Source organism: Actinocrispum sp. NPDC049592 (assembly GCF_040675465.1).
In the GTDB taxonomy this organism is placed as follows: Bacteria; Actinomycetota; Actinomycetes; order Mycobacteriales; family Pseudonocardiaceae; genus Kibdelosporangium.
The window spans coordinates 143,803-165,207 of sequence record NZ_JBFAPA010000011.1 but is presented as its reverse complement, the minus strand read 5'-3'; the positions used below and the strand labels follow the sequence as shown (position 1 = coordinate 165,207).

The following is a 21,405-nucleotide window of genomic DNA, read 5'->3' as shown; positions in this document are numbered from 1 at the left end:
GAAGAACCGTGTTGAAGAAAGTCAGTTCGACGCTGGCGGCCGTGCTGGTCGCGGTCGCCGTGCAAGTCACCGGCACCGCAGCGGTCGCCCACGCCGACGCGGCCGCGAAGGGCGGGGACTTCGTGTCCATCCCGTCGGCGCCCGTGGTGCTGGACACAAGATCCGGCATCGGCGCCACCGGCCAGCGCGGCCCGGCCAGCACCACCACGTTCACCGTGACCGGCGGCGCCGTGCCCACCAGCGGCGTCAGCTCGGTGCTGGTCCGGATCGGCGTGCTCAACCCGACCGACTCGACGTTCGTGGAGATGTGGCCGGACGGCCAGCCGCGGCCGAGCATCACCCATGTCTCGGCGGTGAAGGACGAGTCGATCTCCAACTTCGCCATCGTCAAGGTCGGCCCGCTCGGCAAGGTCTCGCTGTACAACAACGCCGGCAAGACCGACATCACCGTCGAGGTACACGGCTACTTCAGCGGCCAGCAGGGCGCGACCGGCGGCGGGTTCTTCCCGGTCACCCCGACGCGGCTGATCGACACGCGGCCGCCCGGCACCGGCACGAACGCCGCCACGATCCCCGCCGGCGGCACCCGGACCGTCACGCTGACCGGTGACCTGATCCCGGTGGGTTCCCCGGCCGCGTTCGTGAACCTGTTGGTGCCTGGCGCTTCCACGGCAGGCTGGCTCGCCGCCGCGCCGGGAACCGGTACGGCCCGGCCGATCCTCAACTACGCGGCCGGTTCCACGCAGTCCGGTGCGGTCGTTCCGTTGTCCTCGGACGGGAAGGTCACGTTCACCAACAAGGGCACGGCGGCGATCAACCTGGTCGTGTCCGCGGAGGGCTACTTCGCGGGCAGCTCCAACCAGGGCGCCGGATACCGTGAGGTCACCAAGCGGCTGTTGAACACCCGCACGGTCGGCAACGCGCAACCGGTTCCCGCCAACGGAACCATCGATGTTCAGGTCGGCGGCACCAACGGTCTGCCGACGCAAGGTGTGGCCGGGGTCGCGGTGAATGTCATTGCCACGCCGGAGAAGGACGGGTACCTCAAGGCGTGGCCGGTCGGCGCGACCGAGCCGTCGGTGTCCATGATGGACTTCAACGCGGGCGACTGGCGGGACAACCTGATGGTGCTCAAGCCCGGCACCGACGGCAAGATCCGCATCCGCAACGGCAGCAGCGGCACCACGCACATCATCGTGGACCTGCTCGGCTGGTTCGCCGATCCCCTTGCGTCGCAGCCGATCGCGCAGAACACCAAGATGGCCATGGTCGCGCTGCCCAAGCCGGAAGGCGCCCAGGCGGGCACCCTGGAACACGCCTTCGTGGACAATGGCGGTGACCTTCGGTGGGGACACCAGAAGAACGTGGACGTCGAAGGCGCGGTGGACTGGTACGTGATCTCCCAGGGGCAGGCCTTCACCGGCCAGCCCGCGATCACCGTACTGCCCGACAGCCGGCTGCAGATCACCGCGTTGAAGCCGAGCGGTGACGTGTGGTCGATCACGCAGAAGACCGTGGGCGGCACGGACTGGAACGACTGGACCAACCTCGGCGGGTACATGGCGGCGCCGCCGCAGGCCGCGAAACTCGGCAACGGCACGGTTGTGCTGTTCGACAGCGACAACGCCGGCAAGTTGTGGGCGTACGCGCAGACCGGCGCGATCCCGTTCTGGCGCAACCTGGGTGACCAGGACTTCGTGGCCGGCACGGTTCGCGCTCTGGCCGTGCAGGGCGGAATCCGGGTGTTCGGTGTGACACCGGGTGGTTCGGTGAAGACGATCGAGTACTACGACGACGGTTCGCTGTCGGCATGGACGGATCTCGGTGGCACCGGCCTGAACGGACAGCCTTCCGTGGTGCTGCGGCCCGGTTTCGTGCCGCAGGTGTTCGTGCGCGGCGCCGACGGCTCGATCCAGTCGAAGCTCCAGGACCAGGGCGGCGCCTGGCCGTCCGAGTGGCAGCAGGTCGGCACGGAGATCTTCGCGGGCGTACCCGACGCCATCATGGACCCGGGCCCGAGCAAGATCGCGATCGCTGTGCGCGGCACCGACAACGAGATCTACATCGTCGGCGAGTCCGCCACGGCCAGCAACACCTGGTTCCCCAAGGTCCCCGTCAGCGACACCTCCGACCCTGCCAACACCGACCCGACCACAACCCAGTTCATCAACAGCGGCGGCTCCACCTACCTGGTCGGCTTCCGCAACGTGAACAACGTCCCCCACTTCTACTCACGCAAGAACAGTTAAGAGCTGGGGGTGAAAGCGGGGCCAGGCAGTGACCTGGCCCCGCTTTCCCATCCCGCCCCACGCTCTCGCCCCCGCATGTCCCACGTTCGTCTCGCGCGTGTTCCACGTTCGGCTCCGGTGTGTTCCACATTCGCCCGGCTGCGGAATCACGATTCGTGAATCTGGACGCATGTGCGGCTCAGGCGATCCATGCCGGTTTTGTTGCGCCGCGCGGCTTTCTCCGGTGCGGATTCGTGATTCGTGGGTCTGGCAATGTCGAATGTGGAATCCTGATCTTCGACACGGGGTGCCGTTCGGCTTTGTGGTGAGGTTTCAGCCGATAGGGTGTTTTGGATTTGGTCGGCGGTCGCGTACGCTTCGCCTTGCGCATGCCGTTCCCTCGAGACAGCTGGGGTTTCCGGATCCCAGGCAGTGAACGGCATGCGCCCTCTTTTTTGTGTTATGCCGCGTTGTCCATGGCCAGGTGGATGGCTGTCACCGGGCCGAGGTCCGCGTTGGTGTCGCGGACGGTCTTCAGTTCGTCGGCGGTCAGGGCTTTGCGGTGGATCTGGAACTCGTCGAGGGCGCCGGTGAGTTTGTTGGTGCCGTCGGGTTCGGCGCCGAGCTGGAAGCCCTGCACGTCGAACATGTCGCCGTAGGTCAGGGATCCGCTGATCGGGGCGCTGGCGTGGCGGGTTCCGTCGACGTCGAGGGTGAGGGTGCCGCCCTGGCGTTTCAGGCTTACGTGGTGCCAGGTGTTGTCGCCGAACGCCGTGGCCGACGTGGTGTCGTTGATCGGGATCTCGGTGGTCTGGGTGTCGGTCTGGACGAACGCGTACAGGCGGTCCTTGCCGGGCTGGACGCGAAGCCACAGGCCGCGTTCGGTCGCTCCGACGCCGTAAGCCCAGAACAGCACCTGGTCGGCCGAACCGGTGTACCTCAGCCAAGTCTCGATGGTGAAATCGTTGTCACCCAACGCGACACTCGGCTTGTACGGAATCCTGACCGTGTCATCCGTGCCGTCGAAGTTCAGGGCATTCCCGAACCGCCCCGGGACGACCGTGGGTGATCCGCTCACCGCCGCGTGGACACAGTGGACGGAGCTGTCCGGCGTCTGAGGGCCGGTGACCGGGGCCGCGATGTCGTGCGCCTGGGTGTTCTGGTTGTTGAACGTCCACCACAGCGCCGGGTTGTCACTCGGGAATCGCCCAGTGGCGGCCTTGGTGATCTCCGCCTGGCTCAGGGCACGGTGGTAGAGCCGGAAGTCATCCAAAGCGCCGGACATCACGTCACTGCCGTCCATCTTGGACCCGAGCCGGAGGCCCTTGATGGCGTCCTCCTTGTCCGCGCTGACCTCACCGGTGAGACCCGTCGCCGAAGCTGTATCGCCGTCCACGCCCAGCTGGACCTGCTGACCCGTTCGCGTCAGAGTGAGGAGGTGCCAGGCGTTGTCGCCGAATGCGGTCCTGGTTGTGCTGTCCACCAGTGGGATCTCAACGTGCGAGGTGTCGGTCTGCACCCACGCATAGAGACGATCTTGCGCCGGCTGGGCGCGTACCCACAAAGATCGCTTGCCGGAAGTCGTGCCGTAGGCCCAGACGATCGCCTGCTGGGCAGTGCCGCTGTACTTGAACCAGGCCGCGATCGTGAAATCGTCGTCCTTCACATCCAACGCGGGACTGAATGGCGCTTCGACACCAGGATGAGTGGCGTTCACCTGTAGCGCCAACGAGTCCGCGCTACGACCGGCGCCGAGCTGAATGCCGCCAAGCACGTTCCCGGTGACACAGTGCCCCGACACATCTTCGGTGATCGGGGTGGTGGTGCGAGTCGGTTTCGCGGCGCCGTCAATTGACAGGAACTTCAAATCGACCGTGGTCACGCCTTGCCTGGTGAGCTGGAAGTCCTTGAGGTGCCCGGTGAACGCGTCCGTGCCGTCCTGCTTGGCCCCAAGCCGTATTCCGCTGGTCCCCTCCGACACCACTCCCACAACCCCGCTGGCTGTGGCGGAAATACCGTCGATCGTGAGGTCAATTCTGGCGCCGGTGCGGGTGAGTGTGAGCTGATGCCATTGGTTGTCCGCAAAGGCAACCCTGGTGGCGTTGTCCTTGACGCTTGTCGTAGCGCCGCCGTCTTTGCCTTGGACCCAAGCCGTGATCTGGTCGCTGCCCGGTTGAGCGCGGACCCATACCTGCGGAATACCCGCCCCGAGACCGTATCCCCAAACCAAAGCTTGGTTGGTTGTCGTTGTGCTGTAACGGAACTTGGTGCTGATCGTGAAGTCCTGCGCCCCAGGGTCGATCGTCCTGGTGTACGGAAGATCCGCGTACCCTTCCAGGCCGTCGTTCACCGTCGCGTTGGCGCTGAGGTAAGCGTCGTTGGCTTCTTTGGTGCTGTCCGGCGAAGTCGGACCCGCCGAGGTGGTCGGCTGGGTTGACGGCGTGCCGTGCGTCGTGCCCGGGATTCCGAGCTGAGCGGTGGTGTAGCGGGCAAAGCGGATCTCATCGGCCGAGAAACTGGTCCCACCCTCATAAACCACACCGATTTCGCCGCCTTGCAACTCGGCCAGATCCGAGTACCCGCTGCGGTCACTGGCGACCAGACCGTTCGCGGCGCTCGCCCACGTGGTGCCGCGGTCGGTGGAGTACCGGATCTTGAGCTGCTTTCGATCGGTGGGATCCGACGGCCCGGAGAACACGACCACATCCCCGGGCGTGGACCGGTAGGTCTGCTTCAGCGGCAGTACCGAGCCCTGAACGTTCGGCGTGACCAGGCTCGGAACCGCGGTGAAGCTCGTCATCGTGGTCCCGCCGTCGGTGCTGGTCGCCTTGGCCCGATGGTCCGCGCCGTCGATCTCGTTGCGGGCGTTGGCATAGACCGTGCCGTCGGGAAGCTCAGCCACGGAGACCTCGCCAGGGCTCAACGAACCGTCCATAAAGGAGTTTGGTACGGCACTGGCCTGCCAGTTCTCGCCGCCGTCATCGCTGTACAGAACCCCGGCCAGAACCGTTGTGTCGTTGGGCTTCTGATGCGCCCCCACGACCAACCGGCCGGCGTGAGCCCCGTTCTCCAGCTGGATCCCATGAGCGGGCCCGGTAGCGAACCATCCGTCATGAGTCCCGTCGAAGCTGGCGGAAACCGCCTTCGGCGCACTCCACGTCAAGCCGTCATCGGTGCTCCGCTGAACCCAAGGCAGCCGCTGCCCAGACGGCGTGGCCTCGTTGGACGTCGTGACCAGCACGACGTCCCCACTCCGCCGATCCACCACCGGAACCGCATTGCCCCGGGTAAAAGGCGAATCCTGGTTCCCAGGCGCCCCGGCGGTCACCACCCGCATCGGCCCCCACGTCCGCCCCTCATTGGTCGACCGCCGCACCACCAGATCGATATCCCCCCGATCCGCACACGATGCGGACTTCCGGGCCTCCGCGAACACCAGCAGCGACCCCGCCGCCGTCCGCACCATCGTCGGAATCCGGTAACACCCATACCCTCCAGTCCCACCCTGGAAGAGCACCTGCTGTCCATTCACCACCGACACCCCACTGGCCTGTGCCGGGGTCGCCGCCGCAGCCGCCAGAAGGAGCGCGGCCAGCGAAGTTCTGAGTAATCTTGCCACGGCCCGCAAAATAGCATTTCCGGCGACGGAATTTCTCCGGAACTCGTTCGGAATCCGGTCGTGTGATAATTGTCGATTATCGAGTCATGGCAGCCGCGCGTGATCCAGTTCCTGGCGCAGGCCCCATTTCGCGCGGTGTGTTTCGCGGAGGGTCCCGGAAGTCGGTCGGCCGGTCGAACAGGCATTCGGGCGCGCGAGGAACCGGTGTGCGCGTTCCCGCCACGCAGGGAACTTCTTGCCCACGGCGGTTTTCAAGGCGTTGTAGGTTTGGCGGACCGGGATTTCGGCGGCCATCTCATGTCCCTGGCCATAACCATGTGTTCCGGCTCGCGGTCGGGGTATCCCCCGTGATGTGAAAGGAGTTGAGGTGAGATGACCCAGCCAGTATCGCGGTGGGATCCGTTCCGCGAGTTCGAGGACCTATACAGCCAGATGGGGCGGTTGTGGGAGACGGCGTTCGGGGCGGGGGCTAGTGGGACGCCCGCGTGGGCGCCGTTGGCGGATGTCAGTGAGACGGATGATGCGTATGTGGTCGAGGTGGATCTGCCGGGGGTCAAGCGCGACGACGTGAACATCAACCTGGACGGCGACGAGCTTTCGGTGACCGGTGAGATCAAGGACGTCGAGCGGGAGGGACAGTTCCGGACGCGGACCAGGCGGACGGGAGCGTTCGGGTACCGGGTCACGTTGCCGCGCAACGTCGATGCCGACAACATCGCGGCCGGCCTCGCCGAAGGCGTGCTCACGATCCGGGTTCCGAAGGCCAACGCCGCCAAGCCTCGCCGGATCCAGATCGACGACTGATACGCGCAAGGGGCAAGGCCCCGGTCTTGCCCCTGCTCTACGTCCCCGCCGCACGCACCGATCGTGGACACCTTGGCTCAGTACGAGTCGTGCCAGTTCCACCACTCATACGGCTTGGTCTGCGGGTAACCCTCGGGGGAGTCCTCCCATTCCTCTTGCCGGCCAAGGGCGGTGATGTCCAGGTACGCCCACGTTCCGCCCATCACCTCGTCGCCGCGGCCATTGATGAAGTACGTGCGATAGACCGAATCGCCGGAGCGGATGAAGGCGTTGGTGCCATGCCATTCGTCGACGCCGAAGTCCTTGTCGAACGAGTCGGTGATGGTCACCCACGGGTGTGTCCACCCCATCCGGGACTTCACGCGGGCGATCTCCGCTTGTGAGCCACGGGAAGCGAACACCAACGTGGTGTCCCGCGCGTTCAGGTGACCGACGTGCGCGACCTGGTCGGCGACCATCGAGCAGCCGACACACGCATGGTCCGGCCAGCCATGCACCCCGGGGTCGAAGAATGCGCGGTACACGATCAGCTGACGCCGCCCCTCGAAAAGCTCGAGCAACGTCGCCGGACCCGAAGGGGTGTCGAAGGAATAGGGCTGGGTGACCTCCACCCAGGGCATGCGGCGGCGCTGGGCGGCCATCGCGTCCCGCGCGCGGGTCAGCTCTTTCTCCTTCACCAGCAGCTCTTGCCGGGCCGCCTCCCACTCGGCGGCCGTCACGACAGCGGGCGTTTTCATTGCGGTACCTGCCTTTCCAGGTGGTCCTTCAACGCGTAGAGCGGGCCGTCCCAGTCACGGGCGAGGGCGGCCAGGAACTGTTGCGCCACTTGCATGGGTGCCGACCGGAGCCGGTAACGCACCCGGCGCCGCTCGCCCGGTTCGGCGGTCACCAGGCCTGCCTCGGCCAAGAGGGTCAGGTGCTTGGCGATCGCCTGTCGGCTGATCGGCAGGCGTTTGGCCAGGTCAGTGGCCGTGGACGGGCCGGCGGTGGCCAGCGCGGCGAGGATGCCGCGCCGGCTCGGGTCGGCCAGGGCGATGAAGACCTGTTCGGCGATCGCCTCGTGGTCAGGCTGCATTGAGATAGTCGACCAGTTCGCCCAGCTCGCTTGCCCACCCCTTGGTGTTGCCGTTGTAGGCCTCGTCGTACGCCTCCTGCGACAGCTGCGAGAAGCCGGACTCGACGACGGTCAGCCGCGTGCCCGAGCCGGTCGGTTCGAGGGTGAACTCGACGTACGTGCGCCGCGTGTCCTCCTCGGGCAGGCCATAGATGTGCCACGTGTAGCCGAAAACCCTTGGCTCCTCGACACGTTCGACCCGCATCTCCGCCCTGTGCCCGTGGTCCCAGGTCATCTCCGCGGCCCCGCCGGGGCGCAGGTCGATCTTCGCCGCGTTGCCGAACCACGAACCCAGCCCCTCGGCGGTGGTGAGCGCCGCCCACACCCGCTCGGGCGAGTGGGCGATGTCGATGGTGCGTTCGATGCGATCCGGGAAAGCCATGATGTGCCTCCAGAAGTGAGTAGCAACTGACTGGTTGCGACATTATTGCAACCCGCCGGTTGCGTCAACCCCGAGTAGGTCCACCCTCCGCGGGTACCCCCAGGCGTATGGCCGATCAGAAGGAAACCGTCCGGCGGCTGCTCGACGCGGCCGGTGACACCTACGCCGAAGAGGCCGGGATCCGGCTCGCCGACAAGCCGTCGCCGCTGTATCGCCTGCTTGTCCTGAGCGTGCTGCTCTCCACGCGGATCAAGGCCGACATCGCGGTGGCCGCCGCCAAGGAGTTGGCCAAGATGACCACCCCACGGCGAATGGTCGACGCGACCTGGCAGCAGCGTGTCGACGCCCTCGGCAGGGCGCACTACGTCCGCTACGACGAAAGCACCGCGACCGCGCTGGGCGAAGGCGCGCAACTCCTGCTCGACGAGTACGGCGGCGACCTGCGGAAGCTCAGGGCCGAAGCCGACGGCGACCGGGACAGGATTCGCCAGCTCCTGCAACGGTTTCCCCGCCTCGGCCCGGTCGGCGCGCACATCTTCTGCCGTGAGGCACAACAGATCTGGCCGGAACTAAGGCCCTACCTGGACGACAAGGCGCTCGACGGGGCGGCCAAGGTCGGGCTGCCGAAGGACCCGGACAAGCTCGCCCGGCTGGCCGGTGACGACGTCGCCGCGCTGGCCGCCGCCCTGGTCAGGGTCAGCCTGGACAAGAAACTGGCGGCTAGCATCCGGGACTAGGGCACCGGCACATGCCGTCCCACAGCAGCTTGGTCAACGCGACCGTCTGAGCCTGCCAGTCCGTCTTCGGGTCGAGGTACATCAGGCCGGCCAGCCCCCGCATCACCGTCTCCGGGTCGAGGTCGGGGCGGACGGTGCCCGCCTCGATGTTGGCCTCCAGGAGGGTGGTGATGGCGCTGAGCATGGCCTTGTTGGTCTTGGCGAACAGTTCCTGGGGGGAGGTGGCGGCGGCGTTGAGGGCCTTGGCCAGGCCACGCTTGGTCATCATGTAGCGGGCCAGGTGGTTGGTCCACTCCTTGAAGGCCAGCTCGGGGGTGTGGGTACGCAGCAGGACCGGGACGACGTCGACGAGGTGTTCGACCTCGCGGCGGTAGACGGCCAGGACCAGAGCCTCCTGGGTGGGGAAGTGGCGGTACACCGTGCCGACGCCGACGCCGGCCTTCTTGGCGATGGCGTTGAACGAGATCTCCTCGCTGCCGGTCAGCGACTCGGCCGCGGCGGCGAGGATACGTTCGTTGTTGCGGCGAGTGTCGGCCCGTCTGGGGCTCACCGATCCCGTCGTCATCGTCACCTCCCGGGGCCTCATCCTAGAAAATAGTGCACCCCGGGGTGGCAAGTTAACGCCTTGCGAAGCGGATAACTATCCGCTAGCGTGGTGAGCGAGGGAAACGGACGCGCGTCCGGTTCTCGTCCTCCCGAACCCGCAGCCACCATGCATTCCACAGTGGACGTGTGGGCGGCTTCGATCGAAAGTATACCAGTGGACATCGCCCTCGAAGTGAATCGAAAGACCGAACATCTCAGCGTCGATCCCGGTGTGACCCTCCTGGACGCGCTGCGCGAGCGCCTCGGCGTCACCGGTCCCAAGAAGGGCTGTGACCGGGGCCAGTGCGGCGCGTGCACGGTGCATGTAGGCGGCCGCCCGGTGCTCTCGTGCCTGACCCTGGCCGCCACCGTCAAGGAGCCGGTGACCACAGTGGAAGGTCTGTCCACTGAGGACGGACCGTTGCACCCCGTGCAGCAGGCGTTCGTCGACCAGGACGCGCTGCAGTGCGGGTTCTGCACCTCCGGCCAGATCATGTCCGCGGTCGCCGCGGTCGAGCAGGACGTCGAGGACGTCCGGGAGTTCATGTCCGGCAACATCTGCCGCTGCTCCGCGTACCCGAACATCGTCGCCGCGGTCGAGCAGGCAAGGAGTGTCGATGCGACCGTTTGAGCTGACTGCTCCCACCACAGTCGAGGAGGCGCTGGCCGAGCCCGGCGCGTTCCTGGCCGGCGGCACCACGCTCGTCGACCTCATGAAGCTCAATGTCATGACGCCCCAGCATGTTCTGGACATCAACGCGCTGCCGCTGACCGGCATCGACACCAGCGACGGGCTCCGGTTCGGCGCGCTGGAGCGGATGGCCGACATCGCCGCCCACCCCGGCGTGTACCCGGTCATCTCGCGCGCGTTGCTGCTCAGCGCCTCACAGCAGCTGCGAAACATGGCCAGCATCGGCGGGAACCTGTTGCAGCGCACCAGGTGCACCTACTTCCGGGACGTCAGCACCCCGTGCAACAAGCGCGAACCGGGCAGCGGTTGCCCGGCCATCAACGGTATCAACCGGATGCACGCCATCCTGGGCACCAGCGACTCGTGTGTGGCCACCCACGCCAGTGACGTGGCGGTCGCCCTGGTCGCGCTGGACGCCGAGATCAAGCTGGAAAGCGCGACCGGCACCCGGACGGTGAAGCTCGCAGACTTCTACTGCGAACCCGGCGACACCCCGCACATCGAGAACGACCTGCGCACCGGCGAGCTGATCACCGAGGTCATCGTGCCGCGCCTGGACTGGGCGCAGCGCTCGACCTACGTGAAGGTCCGGGACCGCCAGTCCTACGAGTTCGCGTTGTGTTCAGCCGCGGTCGCACTGGACATTCAGGACGGTCAGATCGTCGACGCCCGTGTGGCTGTCGGCGGTGTGGCGACCGTGCCGTGGCGTCTGTCGCAAGTGGAGGATGCCCTGCGCGGCAAGCCCGCCACGCTGGAGTCCTTCGAGGAGGCGGCCAAGCTCGCCGTCGAGGGCGCCAAGCCGCTCATGCACAACAGTTTCAAGGTCTCACTGCTCAGGCGGACAGTGGTCCGCGCGCTGGTCGAGGGGAGTCGCTGATGCCCAGCCGCGTTGACGGCCCACAGAAGGTGACCGGCCGGGCCAAGTACGGGGCGGACAACTCCTTCCCGGACATGGTCTACGGGTATGTCGTGACCAGCACCATCGCCCACGGCGAGGTCGTGGCCATGGACGTGACCGCGGCCAAGAGCGCGCCCGGTGTCGTCGGCGTCTACACGCCGTTCGACTCGCTGGAGATCCACACCCCGTCCACCCCGTTCTTCGGGGAGACGTGGGTTCCCTTGCAGAACCGGGATGTCGTGTACTACGGCCAGCCGATCGGCGTGGTGGTGGCGGAGTCGTTCGAGCAGGCCCGGGACGCGGCGTACACCATCGAGGTGTCCTACACCGAGCACCCGGCGGCGACCTCGTTGCGGGACAACCTGGACAACGCCGAGGACTCGCACCCGGCCCGGGACGGCACACCGCCGGTGATCTCGTTCCTCGCCGACGGCGTTGAGTCCATTGAGGACGCCATCGCCGCGAGCCAGGTCGTCGTCGAGCGCGAATACTCGACGGCCACGCAGAACCACGTCGCCATGGAGCCGCACTCCGCAGTCGCGCTCTGGGAAGACGGCGTGCTGACCATGTACACCGGCAGCCAGGCGACCAACATCCAGGTGATGGAACTGGCTCCGGCCATGGGCGTCGAGATGACCCAGGTGCACGCGGTGAACCCGTATGTGGGCGGGGCCTTCGGCGGCAAGGGCCGCACGTCCATCCCCGCTTTCCTTGCGGCGGCGGTGTCCCGGGCGCTCGGCCGGCCGGTCAAGGTCGTGCTCACCCGTGAGCAGGTCTTCACGGTGACCGCGAACCGCCCGGAGACCTTGCAGCGGATGACGATCGGCGCGGGCACGGACGGCACGATCACCGCCCTGCGCCACGAGTCCTGGTCGGCGACTCCGCTGGATCGGTCCTATGTGGAGCAGACGTCGCACACCACGTCCCGCGACTGGTACGCCACCCAGAACCTCGCGCTGGCACAGCGGATGGTGCCGTTGACCATCCCGCCGGCCACGTTCCTGCGCGCTCCGGGCGAGGCGCCCGGGTCGTACGCGCTGGAGAGCGCGATGGACGAGCTGGCCGTGGCGCTGAACATGGACCCGATCGAACTGCGGCTGCGCAACAGTTCCATCGGCCCGATGGGCAGCGACCTGCAGTGGTCGGCCAAGTATCTGGACGACTGCTACCACATCGGTGCCGCCCGGTTCGGCTGGGAGCACCGGACTCCGGCGAAGGGCCGCGAGGACGGCGACTGGCAGGTCGGTATGGGCACCGCGACCGCGATGTTCCCGGCGTTCCGGTTCCCGGCCAGCGTCGACGTCACGTTGAAGGCCGACGAGACCGCGGTGGTCTCGACCAGTGGCGCCGACCCGGGCACCGGCTTGCTGACCGTGCTTTCCTTGGTGGGCGCGGAGTCCCTGGACATCCCGGCCGACCGGATCACCCCAAGGCTCGGCGACTCGGCGTACCCGCCGGGCGGCCTGTCCGGTGGTTCGACGGCCACGGCCAGTGCTGGTTCCGCCGTCCTGATCGCCGCGAGCCAGGTGATCGACGACCTGCTGTCGGTGGCGACCGCGCCAGGCGGGCCGTTCGAGGGCAAGGAAGCCACTTACGCCGACGGGCGCGTGCTGGCCGACGGCCGGTCGATGTCCTTCGGTGAGGTGCTGCGGGCGCTGGGCCGCGAGGCGATCTCCGCGACCGGCTCGTCCGGGCCGGGCGAGGAGATGACCAAGCACTCGTTCAGCTCGTTCGGCGCCCAGTTCTGCGAGGTCCGGGTGCACAAGCTGACCCGCGAGGTCCGGGTGTCCCGGATGCTCGGCGTGTTCGACGCGGGCCGGATCATCAACGACAAGGCGGCTCGCAGCCAGCTGATGGGCGGGATGATCTGGGGCGTCGCGATGGCGCTGCACGAGGGCCTGGAGATGGAGCCCAACGGCCGGTTCGCCAACGCCGACCTGGCAAGCTACCTGGTCCCGGTCAACGCGGACATCCCGCAGGTGGACGTGCACTTCGTCCAGCACCCGGACACGCTGCTGAACCCGGTCGGTGCCAAGGGCATCGGCGAGATCGGCACGGTTGGCATGGCCGCGGCGGTCGCCAACGCCGTGTACAACGCGACCGGGATCCGGGTCCGGCGCCTGCCGATCGCCATCGAGGACCTCCTCGACTGAGTTCGTCGCCGGGGCGGCCTGCCCGCCCCGGCTTCACCCCTTGAGCGGGGATTGAGGCGTTTCGGTTGCGAGCGTGGCCAAGGTTCGCCACGATTCGTAACGGCGTCTGTCCTGCTCAAGGGGGGAAAGATCATGGGGGTCCGGCTCGCGGTCGTCGCTGTTCTGCTTGCGTTGGCAGGATGTAGTACGACTGTACAAGGCACACCGATCTCGGTCTCGGGGGCCACTTCGGCGAAGCCCAAGGGACCGCAGGACATGCCGAAAGGGCCACCGGACCGGGACGGCAAGGCGGTCACCGCGGCGTTGCGGGAGCTGGACGCGTGTGCGTTGATCTCGCCGCAGGCGGGCGCGGGGGTGGGTTATCCCGCCAATGGGCAGCCGTTCGCGTTGGGGCCGCATTTCTGCCAGCTGTTGGCGGGCAAGCAGTTCGACAGCGATGAGCTGACCGTGACCGTCGGCACCCTGAGCGGGCCGGTCGAACGGTTCGTCGAGGTGCCGACCATGATCGGGAACACCAGGACCTACGTCTACACCTCGGACCCCGACAAGCCAGGGGGCCGCTGCCAGGTCAGCATCCCGGTGTCGTTCGTGCGGGCGATCCGGGTGCAAGCGCAGGCCGCATATGGTACGCAGAAAGACACTTGCGCGCAGGCGAAGGCGTTCGCCGTGGCCGCACTGGAAAAGCTGGCCAACCCGGACTCGGTGCGCGTCGACCCGGCGAAACGGCCGCTGGCCGCCTGGGACGCTTGTGCCTTGCTGGCAGCGGGATTCGGCGACGAAGCCGCCGGCCGGAAGTTCGACCCGAGCAGCACGGGCGATGACGGCATCGACAACTGCGCCAGTTCTCAGGACACCCGGGCGGCATCGGGGACGTCCACGGCGCCGAAACCCACTGGCACAACGAAGTACGAGACGCCGGTGATCATGGGCTTCGACTACTCGAAGGACCCGGCCACGCTCAAGGGGCAGCCCAAACCGATCGGCGGCCACCAGGTGCTGGTCAACCAGTCCGGCAGCACCTGTGACATGCAGTGGAGCATGGGCCCGTCCGGGCAGTCCAATCCGGACCTCACCCACACCGTGATCTCGTTGCGGGTCAGCGACTGTGCCAAGGGCGAGTCGATCATCACGAAGGTCCTCGCGGCGGCCGGTGGACAGCCGCCCGCGGACAAACCGCAACGTCCCTTGCTGCTCAAGCAGGACGAGCCGGACACCGGGGCGATCGGTGCGTGCGTCGACTTCAACCCGAACTACCAGGGCTGCATCCCGGCCCACGCCGTCTCGCAGTTGCCGCCCAAGGACAAGCTGGCCCAGGCGGCCGACGACGACCCGGCCATCTCGTGCGCCATGGCCGAAGACCCCGTGCGGCAGAAGTTCGGCGCCGAGGCGCAGCCGGTCGTCTACGGGGAACACTGCTTCTTCGTGCTGCCCGATCATTCGGCGCTGATCGAGATGACGCTGAGCACCAGGTTCCGGGCCGGTGACTACGGCAAGTCCGGCAAGAACCGCCGCGAGGTCACCGTCGCCGGGCACCCGGGGATCGCGTTCGAGAGCGGCGACCCGAAGTTCGCCATCGAGTACGACACCTATGTGGCCCTGGGCAAGGACGTCAACCAGCCCGGCCACCTCGTCGGCGGGGTCCGGCTGACCAGGCCGCGCGGCGCGGGGTCGGACGCTCCCGCGGACGTGTCCCGCGCGGCGCTGATCGAGCCGATCCTCACCGAGATCTTCCAGAAGTACCTTCAGTAGCCGAACACGACGTCGACCCAGTAGTTGGTGTTCTGGTAGGTGCGATCCGGGAAGGCGGTCGAACCGACCCGGAACAGGCCGGTGAGGCCGTTGAGCGGTTCGATGCCCTGCGGTGTGGCGAAATAGCCCGGATCGGCCGCGTAGTGTCCGGTGTTCGTGTGGTACGAGGCCACATACTGGGTGCCCGCGGTGACCGCTACCGGACGGTCGAAGGTCATGGTCTGCCAGCCTTCGGGTGTTTCGTTCGTGAAGGCACCGGTCGCCAGCTGGCGGCCGTCGGCTGTCCACAGTGTTCCGTTGTGCTGGCCGGTGTTGCCCTTGCCCTTGTAAAACCTGATGCCCTGGACTTGTCCGTCCTTTTCGGACTGGAAGCGGATGCCGAGTTCGAGCACGGTCGGGTCGTTGACGTCGGCAGTCGCCGGGGTTCCGGCCAGGATCCCACACGGACACGGTCTCGTGGCCACTGCCAGGGCTTGGCTTTGCGGAGCGCTGAGGTTCGCCGAGTCATCTACCGCACGGACTTTGACTTCGATGTCGCCGGACTTGGCTGGGGTGAAGGTGTAACGCCAGGTGGAGGCGCCGGGTTCCCAGTCGGCCGGGTGCCAGGTGCTGCCGTCCGTCGAGACTTCAACCCCCGCAGGCTGTCCCGCTGTGTCGGTGACCGTTCCCTCGATGGTGTAGGAGGTTCCGACGGTGGGGGTGGTCGGTGACGTGAACGTCGTGGTTGGCGGTTCGATGTCCATGCTGCTGGTGGGGTCTGTCAGGTCTGGGATCAGCTGACCGTGGACGCCCATGTCTGCCAGTAGGTTCACGGTGGCCTGCTGGATTCGGATGTCCGAGGTCGGGGTTCCGGTCGCTCGCAGGTGCTGGTCGTCGAGGCCCCAGGACCACTGGACCGTGCCCGCCGCGAAGACCAGGGCGCCGCTGGGGCTTTTGTACAGCGTGAGGGCGTGGGTCTTCGTGCCGGGGCCGTAGTCGTCGCCATTGTTCCTGAGGACGTAGTTGCCGGTCATCGGCACGGTCGTGCGGGACAGGCGGGCGACTCCCGGCGGCTGGAACCCGTTGTCCTCCACGGAGTCCCATTCGAAGCCGAGCGTGCCGGGCTGGAACTTGAAGCCCTGGCCGATGTTCGTGTTCCGCCAGAGACGCATCTTGCCGTACTCGGCGGGCACAGTGAGCTCGTCGTTGCGCACGCCGGTGACCGTGAAGAGCTGGCCCAGCAGGGCGTTCTCCGGGCGACCGCCGTCCTTCGGTGGGCTGCGGCGGGGGTCGCGCCATGAACCGGTCCAGATCGGCGTCGGGTCGGTCTGACCGGTCTTGGTCTCCTTGTAGGACACCAATGTCCGCCAGTCGTTCTCCCAACGGGTCTTCCAGAAGATCTCGTTGCCGGTGAGGAACGCCAGGTTGACTCCGGCGTCGCGGGCCGCTTCGACGTTCACCCGTTGCTCGTTCGACCAGTACTCGTCGTGACCGACCGGCATGAACACTTTGTGCTGCTTCAGGAGTCCGCCACGCCGAGCGGTGTCCACATCCGTCGTGTAGCTGACGTCGAAGCCGTTGCGTTCCATGAACCGGACCATCGGGTACTCGGCGTTGAACACGAAGTTGTCCGAGTTCCGGGCCAGAATCGGGCGGTTGTAGCTGACCTTGAACGCCGATCCGCCATTTCCGGGACCGGACCCGGTGTAGAGACTGTTCTTGCCGAACGTGTTGTACGCCTGCCAGGTCGCATCCGAGGTCTGGAACAGGACATCCGAGCGGCCGCCGTCATCGCGGACCACGAACACGATCTCGTTCTGCCGTTGGGTGTCCGCGCGTTTCAGAACGGCGTAGTAAATCCCGGAGACCGCGGTGTCCGGCACCTGGTAACTCACCGAAGGCGCCCAATTCCCGCAGTCCACCAACCCCGTTGGATCCGTTGCCACACAGGGAGGTTGTGTCTGCGGCGTCGACCGGCTCACCGCCCCGACCCACCGCGCCCCGACCCCGCCGTAGTACCCCAACCGGTAGATATCGATCTGGTAGGCAGGCGCATCCGTCCGCACCTTGAACGTCACCACATCCCCGGGCGAATAACTGATGTCATCGGTATACCCGACCACCGAATCGTCGACCGACTGCGCCATCCACCCCGGCGACCCCACCAACCGGTTCTCACACACCACCTTGTTGACACACGCCTCTTCCGCCTCCGCCCCCACGGCGAACCCCGCCACCAACACCACCGGAAGCATCCAGCCCAACGCTTTCCGAGGCACGAAAACCCCCTTATGAGTCCGTCCCCAGCCGTTTCACGCTACCAGCCACCCGGCCCAGTCCCGAGGTCCAAATGGCTGATGCCCGGCTCGTCTTGCGGAGTGTCCAGGAAACATGGTCACGGCGTCCGGGGCCGTGCTCGTGGCGACCGCGATCCCGGCCGCGGCGATCGGTTATGCGACGGTCGTCAGCGGTTCGTGGTCGTACATCTATGACACCGGTCCGTGGAGCGATATCTGCAGGTTCGATGTCGACCGCACCGCTCCCGGTGCGGCGCCGGTGGTGTCCTCAAAGGACTACAAGGACAGCTTCCCCGGCACCGGCGGGGTTGGCGTTCCCGGTGAGTTCACCGTTGAGCCCAACGGGGTCGGCGCCTTGTTCCCGCCGACCGTCGCACTCATGCGGCCTACATACGCCACGCCCGTCCGGAACATTGACGGCGTATACGACCACCGCCACCGGGATCAAGTCCGGTGAGACGGAGGAGTACGTCGACGTCGCCGAAGCGGCCGTCAGGTAGCAACGAAAGGGCCCGGTTCCACGGAACCGGGCCCTTTCCTGTCTCACTGGATCATTCGTGGTACGGGCGGACCAGGGTGGTCCGGCCCATCTCCCAGTTGCCGTTCCCGCTGTCCCACTTCAGGCCGCTGTTGAAGCCGGTGGCGGTGCCGTTCCAGTAGAACAGGCGGGTGAGGCCGCCGCCGTAGTCGTAGAAGCCGCCGATGTCGGTGAAGCCGTCGCCGTTGAAGTCGGTGGCGACGAAGCGGGAGCGCCAGGCTTCCCAGTTGCCGGGGCCGCTGTCCCACTTCACCGAGAGGTCCACGCCATTGTCCGGTTTGGACTGGAACACCCACAGCTTGGTGATGGCGCTGCCGTAGTCGTAGAACGCGCCGATGTCGGTGCGGCCGTCGTTGTTGAAGTCGCCGGTGACGATCTTCGCGCTGTCGTTCTCCCAGTTGCCCGCGCCGCTGTCCCAGCGCAGGCCGCTGGCGAAGCTGCCGTCGGCGTTGGCGTTCCAGTAGAAGATGCGGGTCAGGCCGCCGCCGTAGTTGTAGAAGCCGTTGATGTCATCGCGGCCGTCGCCGTTGAAGTCGCCGGTGACGAAGCGGGAGCGCCAGGCCTCCCAGTTGCCGTTGCCGCTGTCCCACTTCATCGACAGGGTGAACGTACCGTCACCCTTGGACTGGAACACCCACAGGGCGGTGCGGGCGTTGCTGTAGTCGTAGAACGCGCCGATGTCGGTGAGGCCATCGCCGTTGAAGTCAGCGGAGACGAACTTCGCCCGGTCGTTCTCCCAGTTGCCGTTGCCGCTCTCCCACACCATTGCCGTCGCGAAACCGCCCTCGGCCTTGGCGGTCCAGGTGAAGATCCGGGTGAAGCCGTTGCCGTAGTAGTAGAACCCGGCGATGTCGGTCCGGCCGTCGCCGTTGAAGTCACCGCTGACGAACTTCGACCGCCACGCTTCCCAGTTGCCCGGGCCGCTGTTCCACTGCTGCTTCATCCCGAACGCGTTCTCGGGCGTTCCGGTGGAGGCGAACAGCGAGGTGTTGGCGTTGCCGTAGTCGTAGAACGCGGCGACGTCGCCCTTCTTGTCACCGTTGAAGTCCGCCACCATCGGCAGGGCGGTCTTCGCGGTGGCGGTGCCCGAGGCGGGCTGGTTCTGGCCGGTGGAGCTGACCGGAACCACGCGGTAGTACCAGGTCTGCTGCGCCGGGAGTCCGGCGTGGGTGAACGACGGCGTGGTCACCGTGCCCAGCAAGGCCGCCTGGGTCAGCGGAACCTCGGGCGTCTGCGACCCGTAGACCTTGTAGGAGGCACTGCCCAAAGAGGACACCGGCAGCCAGGAAAGGTTGATCGCGTGCTGCGGGGCGGCCTTGGCGGTCAACGCGAGCATCTGGCTCTGCAGGGACGAAACGATGTTGTCCACACGGGACTCGGTGGCACCGTCGCGGGTCTCGGTCTCGCCGAAGCAGCCCTTCATCCACGACGCGGAGTGCACGCCCACCAAGGAAACCGAACCGTTGGCCTCACGCAGAGCAGGCCCGCCCGAGTCACCCTTGCAGGTGGTCACGCCACCGGACTGGGACTGCAGGCCCAGCGTTGTGGCGGCGACCGAGGTGACCGAAGTCACGGCGGTGTGCGGCTTGCTGGGCACCCATTCCGTTGCGGTGCGGCCGAACCCGGCGATGCGCACCGAGTCCCCGGCGGCCGGTGCGGTGGTGCCCAGCGCCACCGGCTGAACGTCGGTGACCGCAGTCTCCAGCCGGGCCAGCACCAGGTTCCGGTCGGCTTGGGGGACCAGGTTCACGACCTTGACCGCACGGCCGACCGTCGCGGTCGTGGCCACCGCGGGTGCGCCGCCCTGCGGGTTCTCCGGGAAGCACGACTTGGCGGTCAGCACCCAGTTCGGGTCGACCAATGCACCGCTGCAGCTGCGAGCGGTGCCAACGTCCACTTTGGCCAGGAACGTGTAGGCGCCGTCGGCGGCCGGGGTACCCCCGGTGATCGCCTCGGCGGAGGTGCCCACGACCAGCGTCGCGGTCGTCAGCACGGCGAACAGCGTCGCCGATCTGAGCTTTGTGGACATACATAACCCCCATGAGAAATGGAAATGTGAACACACAGACGCGATCCGGCCGGTTGCCACCACCGGCCAGATCGCGACGCCTATGAAAGTGCTACGGCACCAGCGTGCAGGAGTTCGGCTGCGCCGAGACGTGGATCTCGGTGTTCCAGCCCGACCCCACGGCCTTGCCGCTGCCGTCCGGGCCCGCCGGGGCCCAGGTGTCGGTGTTGTCGAAGTGCCGGTACCAGCGCAGGATCGGGCCCTGCGAGCCGTCCCACGGGTTGGCGCCGTGCGAACCGCGGCCGTAGAGGATGTCCGCGCCCGGCGAGAAGATCTCCGAGAACATCTGCCAGCCCACACCGGCCGGCTTGTTGCGCTGCGTCCAGGCTTTGGCACCGAAGTCGTACTTGAATCGGTACAGGTTTCCGTTGGGCTGCCGCGCGTACAGCACGCCATCGCCCGCCGCGGTGATCGAGTCGAACTTGCCCCAGCCGGTGTCCAGCACCTCGCCGACACCGTTCACCCACGAGTTCGTGGTCTCGTTCCAGAGGTACACCCGCAGTTCGCCGGTGTCGTTGATGGCGAAGATGCGGCCCTTCTCGTCGATCGTGACGCGGTTTTTGAACTCCGCTGTGAGGTAGCGGCTCCAGCCGCTGCCGACCTGCTGGCCACCGGACCAGCTGCTGCCGTTCCAGACCCAGCGCTTGAGCGCGCCGTCCGGGTACGGGTCGCCGGAACCGTTGTTGCGGTGGAAGTCCCAGACCACACCGCCGGTGCCGGCCAGCATGCGGCCGCGCCAGCCGGCGCCGACCGCGCTGGACGGCGTGGTCCAGCTCAGCCCGGCGTCGAGCGGAGTGTGGTGGACGTAACGGAAAAGCCCGCCGTCCGGGCGGACGGTCCAGATCACCGCGCCGCCCGGGCACACCGCCGCGTTCGGCACGACCTGCTTGCGCACCCAGTCGCCGAGGTCGTCCACGCGGACCTCGGTGCTGCCCTGGCGGGTCTCGGCGCTGTCCAGGCAGCCGTGCTGCCAGGAGCGGTCGTTCAACGCGACCAGCTGAGCCTGGCCGTTGACCACGCGGAACGCCGGGCCACCCGCGTCACCCTTGCAGGTGTCGACGCCATCTGCCGAGGTCATGGCCACCGCGGAGCCGGTGACCGACGTCACCGTGAACGGGGCGACCTGCGGCCGGTCCGGCACCCAGTCGGTCTTGGTCCGGCCGAACCCGGCCACCTGCAGGGTCTCCCCGGCGGTCGGCGCGGCGCCGCTGATCGCGATCTGCTGCACGCCAGTGGCGGCGGCCGCCAGCTTGGCCAGGACCACGCCCCGGTCGGTCCGCCGGACGACCTTTGTGACCTTGGTGACATGCCCGGCGCCGCTGCCCACGTTCACGTCGCCCACCGCGACCGTGGCGGCCAGCTCCGGCGCCCCCGATTCCCCAGGTGAGAGGCACTGCGCCGAGGTCAGCACCCAGGACGGGTCGACCAGCACGCCCGAGCACGCCTTGCTGCCCAGGTCGATCCGCGCGACGAACGGATAGGTCCCCACCGGCACGGTCGTCCCGCCCGAGATCGCCTGCGCCACCCCCACGGAAACCAGGCTCGCAGCCACGGCAACGGCTG

Annotated in this window: 17 protein-coding genes; 8 read left to right on the top strand and 9 right to left on the bottom strand. The window is 67.1% G+C overall.

Annotated features, from left to right (window positions below; translation table 11 throughout):
- The first annotated feature begins 8 nt into the window (after positions 1–8).
- Positions 9–2,249, top strand: coding sequence for a hypothetical protein (locus tag AB0J95_RS26870; RefSeq protein ID WP_364763309.1), 2,241 nt, complete (start codon positions 9–11; stop codon positions 2,247–2,249).
- 439 nt (positions 2,250–2,688) lie between these two features.
- Here AB0J95_RS26870 and AB0J95_RS26865 read toward each other — a convergent pair whose 3' ends face one another.
- Both AB0J95_RS26865 and AB0J95_RS26860 read right to left on the bottom strand, forming a co-directional pair.
- Positions 2,689–5,847: a LamG-like jellyroll fold domain-containing protein gene (locus AB0J95_RS26865; protein ID WP_364763778.1), complete on the bottom strand. Its 3,159-nt coding sequence runs from the start codon at positions 5,845–5,847 to the stop codon at positions 2,689–2,691.
- 84 nt (positions 5,848–5,931) lie between these two features.
- A complete protein-coding gene (locus AB0J95_RS26860; protein ID WP_364763306.1) occupies positions 5,932–6,141 on the bottom strand; it encodes a hypothetical protein in 210 nt (69 codons plus the stop codon).
- 78 nt (positions 6,142–6,219) lie between these two features.
- Between AB0J95_RS26860 and AB0J95_RS26855 the strand changes: the two genes are divergently transcribed.
- The gene (locus AB0J95_RS26855; protein ID WP_364763303.1) at positions 6,220–6,651 is read left to right on the top strand and encodes an Hsp20/alpha crystallin family protein; all 432 of its coding nucleotides are present in this window, start codon (positions 6,220–6,222) and stop codon (positions 6,649–6,651) included.
- Positions 6,652–6,728: 77 nt separating this feature from the next.
- Here AB0J95_RS26855 and AB0J95_RS26850 read toward each other — a convergent pair whose 3' ends face one another.
- Genes AB0J95_RS26850 through AB0J95_RS26840 form a run of 3 tightly spaced genes read right to left on the bottom strand, consistent with a single transcriptional unit; the run spans position 6,729 to position 8,147 of the window.
- Complete coding sequence (locus tag AB0J95_RS26850) at positions 6,729–7,388, bottom strand: DUF899 domain-containing protein (protein ID WP_364763300.1); 660 nt, start codon at positions 7,386–7,388, stop codon at positions 6,729–6,731.
- A complete protein-coding gene (locus AB0J95_RS26845; RefSeq protein ID WP_364763297.1) occupies positions 7,385–7,726 on the bottom strand; it encodes a metalloregulator ArsR/SmtB family transcription factor in 342 nt (113 codons plus the stop codon). The genes AB0J95_RS26850 and AB0J95_RS26845 overlap by 4 nt, the downstream gene beginning before the upstream one ends.
- Complete coding sequence (locus AB0J95_RS26840) at positions 7,716–8,147, bottom strand: SRPBCC family protein (protein ID WP_364763294.1); 432 nt, start codon at positions 8,145–8,147, stop codon at positions 7,716–7,718. Before AB0J95_RS26840 ends, AB0J95_RS26845 begins: the two co-directional genes overlap by 11 nt.
- Positions 8,148–8,254: 107 nt before the next feature.
- Here AB0J95_RS26840 and AB0J95_RS26835 point away from each other — a divergent pair, with 107 nt between their 5' ends.
- Positions 8,255–8,884 (top strand): endonuclease, encoded by a 630-nt coding sequence (locus AB0J95_RS26835; RefSeq protein WP_364763291.1) that lies wholly within the window; start codon positions 8,255–8,257, stop codon positions 8,882–8,884.
- Here AB0J95_RS26835 and AB0J95_RS26830 read toward each other — a convergent pair.
- Positions 8,868–9,449: a TetR/AcrR family transcriptional regulator gene (locus AB0J95_RS26830; protein ID WP_364763288.1), complete on the bottom strand. Its 582-nt coding sequence runs from the start codon at positions 9,447–9,449 to the stop codon at positions 8,868–8,870. The two genes, AB0J95_RS26835 and AB0J95_RS26830, sit on opposite strands and share 17 nt — an antisense overlap.
- Before the next feature lie 195 nt (positions 9,450–9,644).
- Between AB0J95_RS26830 and AB0J95_RS26825 the strand changes: the two genes are divergently transcribed.
- From AB0J95_RS26825 to AB0J95_RS26810, 4 genes are all read left to right on the top strand, one after another.
- On the top strand, positions 9,645–10,100 hold the full coding sequence (locus AB0J95_RS26825; RefSeq protein WP_364763286.1) for a (2Fe-2S)-binding protein: 456 nt from the start codon (positions 9,645–9,647) through the stop codon (positions 10,098–10,100).
- Positions 10,087–11,037: a xanthine dehydrogenase family protein subunit M gene (locus AB0J95_RS26820; RefSeq protein WP_364763283.1), complete on the top strand. Its 951-nt coding sequence runs from the start codon at positions 10,087–10,089 to the stop codon at positions 11,035–11,037. The genes AB0J95_RS26825 and AB0J95_RS26820 overlap by 14 nt, the downstream gene beginning before the upstream one ends.
- A complete protein-coding gene (locus AB0J95_RS26815) occupies positions 11,037–13,211 on the top strand; it encodes a xanthine dehydrogenase family protein molybdopterin-binding subunit (protein ID WP_364763280.1) in 2,175 nt (724 codons plus the stop codon). The genes AB0J95_RS26820 and AB0J95_RS26815 overlap by 1 nt, the downstream gene beginning before the upstream one ends.
- A 132-nt stretch (positions 13,212–13,343) precedes the next feature.
- Positions 13,344–14,960 (top strand): DUF3558 family protein, encoded by a 1,617-nt coding sequence (locus AB0J95_RS26810; protein ID WP_364763278.1) that lies wholly within the window; start codon positions 13,344–13,346, stop codon positions 14,958–14,960.
- Here AB0J95_RS26810 and AB0J95_RS26805 read toward each other — a convergent pair.
- Entirely contained in the window at positions 14,954–17,218 is a 2,265-nt protein-coding gene (locus AB0J95_RS26805) for a N,N-dimethylformamidase beta subunit family domain-containing protein (RefSeq protein ID WP_364763275.1), read from the bottom strand. The genes AB0J95_RS26810 and AB0J95_RS26805 overlap by 7 nt on opposite strands.
- A 112-nt stretch (positions 17,219–17,330) precedes the next feature.
- On the opposite strand from AB0J95_RS26805, the gene AB0J95_RS26800 reads away from it, so the two are divergent.
- Complete coding sequence (locus AB0J95_RS26800) at positions 17,331–17,693, top strand: hypothetical protein (protein ID WP_364763272.1); 363 nt, start codon at positions 17,331–17,333, stop codon at positions 17,691–17,693.
- A gap of 94 nt (positions 17,694–17,787) precedes the next feature.
- Here the strand turns inward: AB0J95_RS26800 and AB0J95_RS26795 are convergent, their stop codons facing one another.
- Complete coding sequence (locus tag AB0J95_RS26795; RefSeq protein ID WP_364763269.1) at positions 17,788–19,803, bottom strand: trypsin-like serine protease; 2,016 nt, start codon at positions 19,801–19,803, stop codon at positions 17,788–17,790.
- 91 nt (positions 19,804–19,894) lie between these two features.
- A complete protein-coding gene (locus tag AB0J95_RS26790) occupies positions 19,895–21,394 on the bottom strand; it encodes a tachylectin-related carbohydrate-binding protein (RefSeq protein WP_364763266.1) in 1,500 nt (499 codons plus the stop codon).
- Between the last annotated feature and the right edge of the window lie 11 nt (positions 21,395–21,405).

Coding starts and splice junctions, on each gene's coding strand:
- AB0J95_RS26845 (WP_364763297.1), bottom strand. CDS start 7,726: ATGCAGCCTGACCACGAGGCGATCGCCGAACAGGTCTTCATCGCCCTG.
- AB0J95_RS26800 (WP_364763272.1), top strand. CDS start 17,331: ATGGTCACGGCGTCCGGGGCCGTGCTCGTGGCGACCGCGATCCCGGCC.
- AB0J95_RS26795 (WP_364763269.1), bottom strand. CDS start 19,803: ATGTCCACAAAGCTCAGATCGGCGACGCTGTTCGCCGTGCTGACGACC.
- AB0J95_RS26855 (WP_364763303.1), top strand. CDS start 6,220: ATGACCCAGCCAGTATCGCGGTGGGATCCGTTCCGCGAGTTCGAGGAC.
- AB0J95_RS26820 (WP_364763283.1), top strand. CDS start 10,087: ATGCGACCGTTTGAGCTGACTGCTCCCACCACAGTCGAGGAGGCGCTG.
- AB0J95_RS26850 (WP_364763300.1), bottom strand. CDS start 7,388: ATGAAAACGCCCGCTGTCGTGACGGCCGCCGAGTGGGAGGCGGCCCGG.
- AB0J95_RS26835 (WP_364763291.1), top strand. CDS start 8,255: ATGGCCGATCAGAAGGAAACCGTCCGGCGGCTGCTCGACGCGGCCGGT.
- AB0J95_RS26860 (WP_364763306.1), bottom strand. CDS start 6,141: ATGGCCGCCGAAATCCCGGTCCGCCAAACCTACAACGCCTTGAAAACC.
- AB0J95_RS26840 (WP_364763294.1), bottom strand. CDS start 8,147: ATGGCTTTCCCGGATCGCATCGAACGCACCATCGACATCGCCCACTCG.
- AB0J95_RS26810 (WP_364763278.1), top strand. CDS start 13,344: ATGGGGGTCCGGCTCGCGGTCGTCGCTGTTCTGCTTGCGTTGGCAGGA.
- AB0J95_RS26830 (WP_364763288.1), bottom strand. CDS start 9,449: ATGACGACGGGATCGGTGAGCCCCAGACGGGCCGACACTCGCCGCAAC.
- AB0J95_RS26815 (WP_364763280.1), top strand. CDS start 11,037: ATGCCCAGCCGCGTTGACGGCCCACAGAAGGTGACCGGCCGGGCCAAG.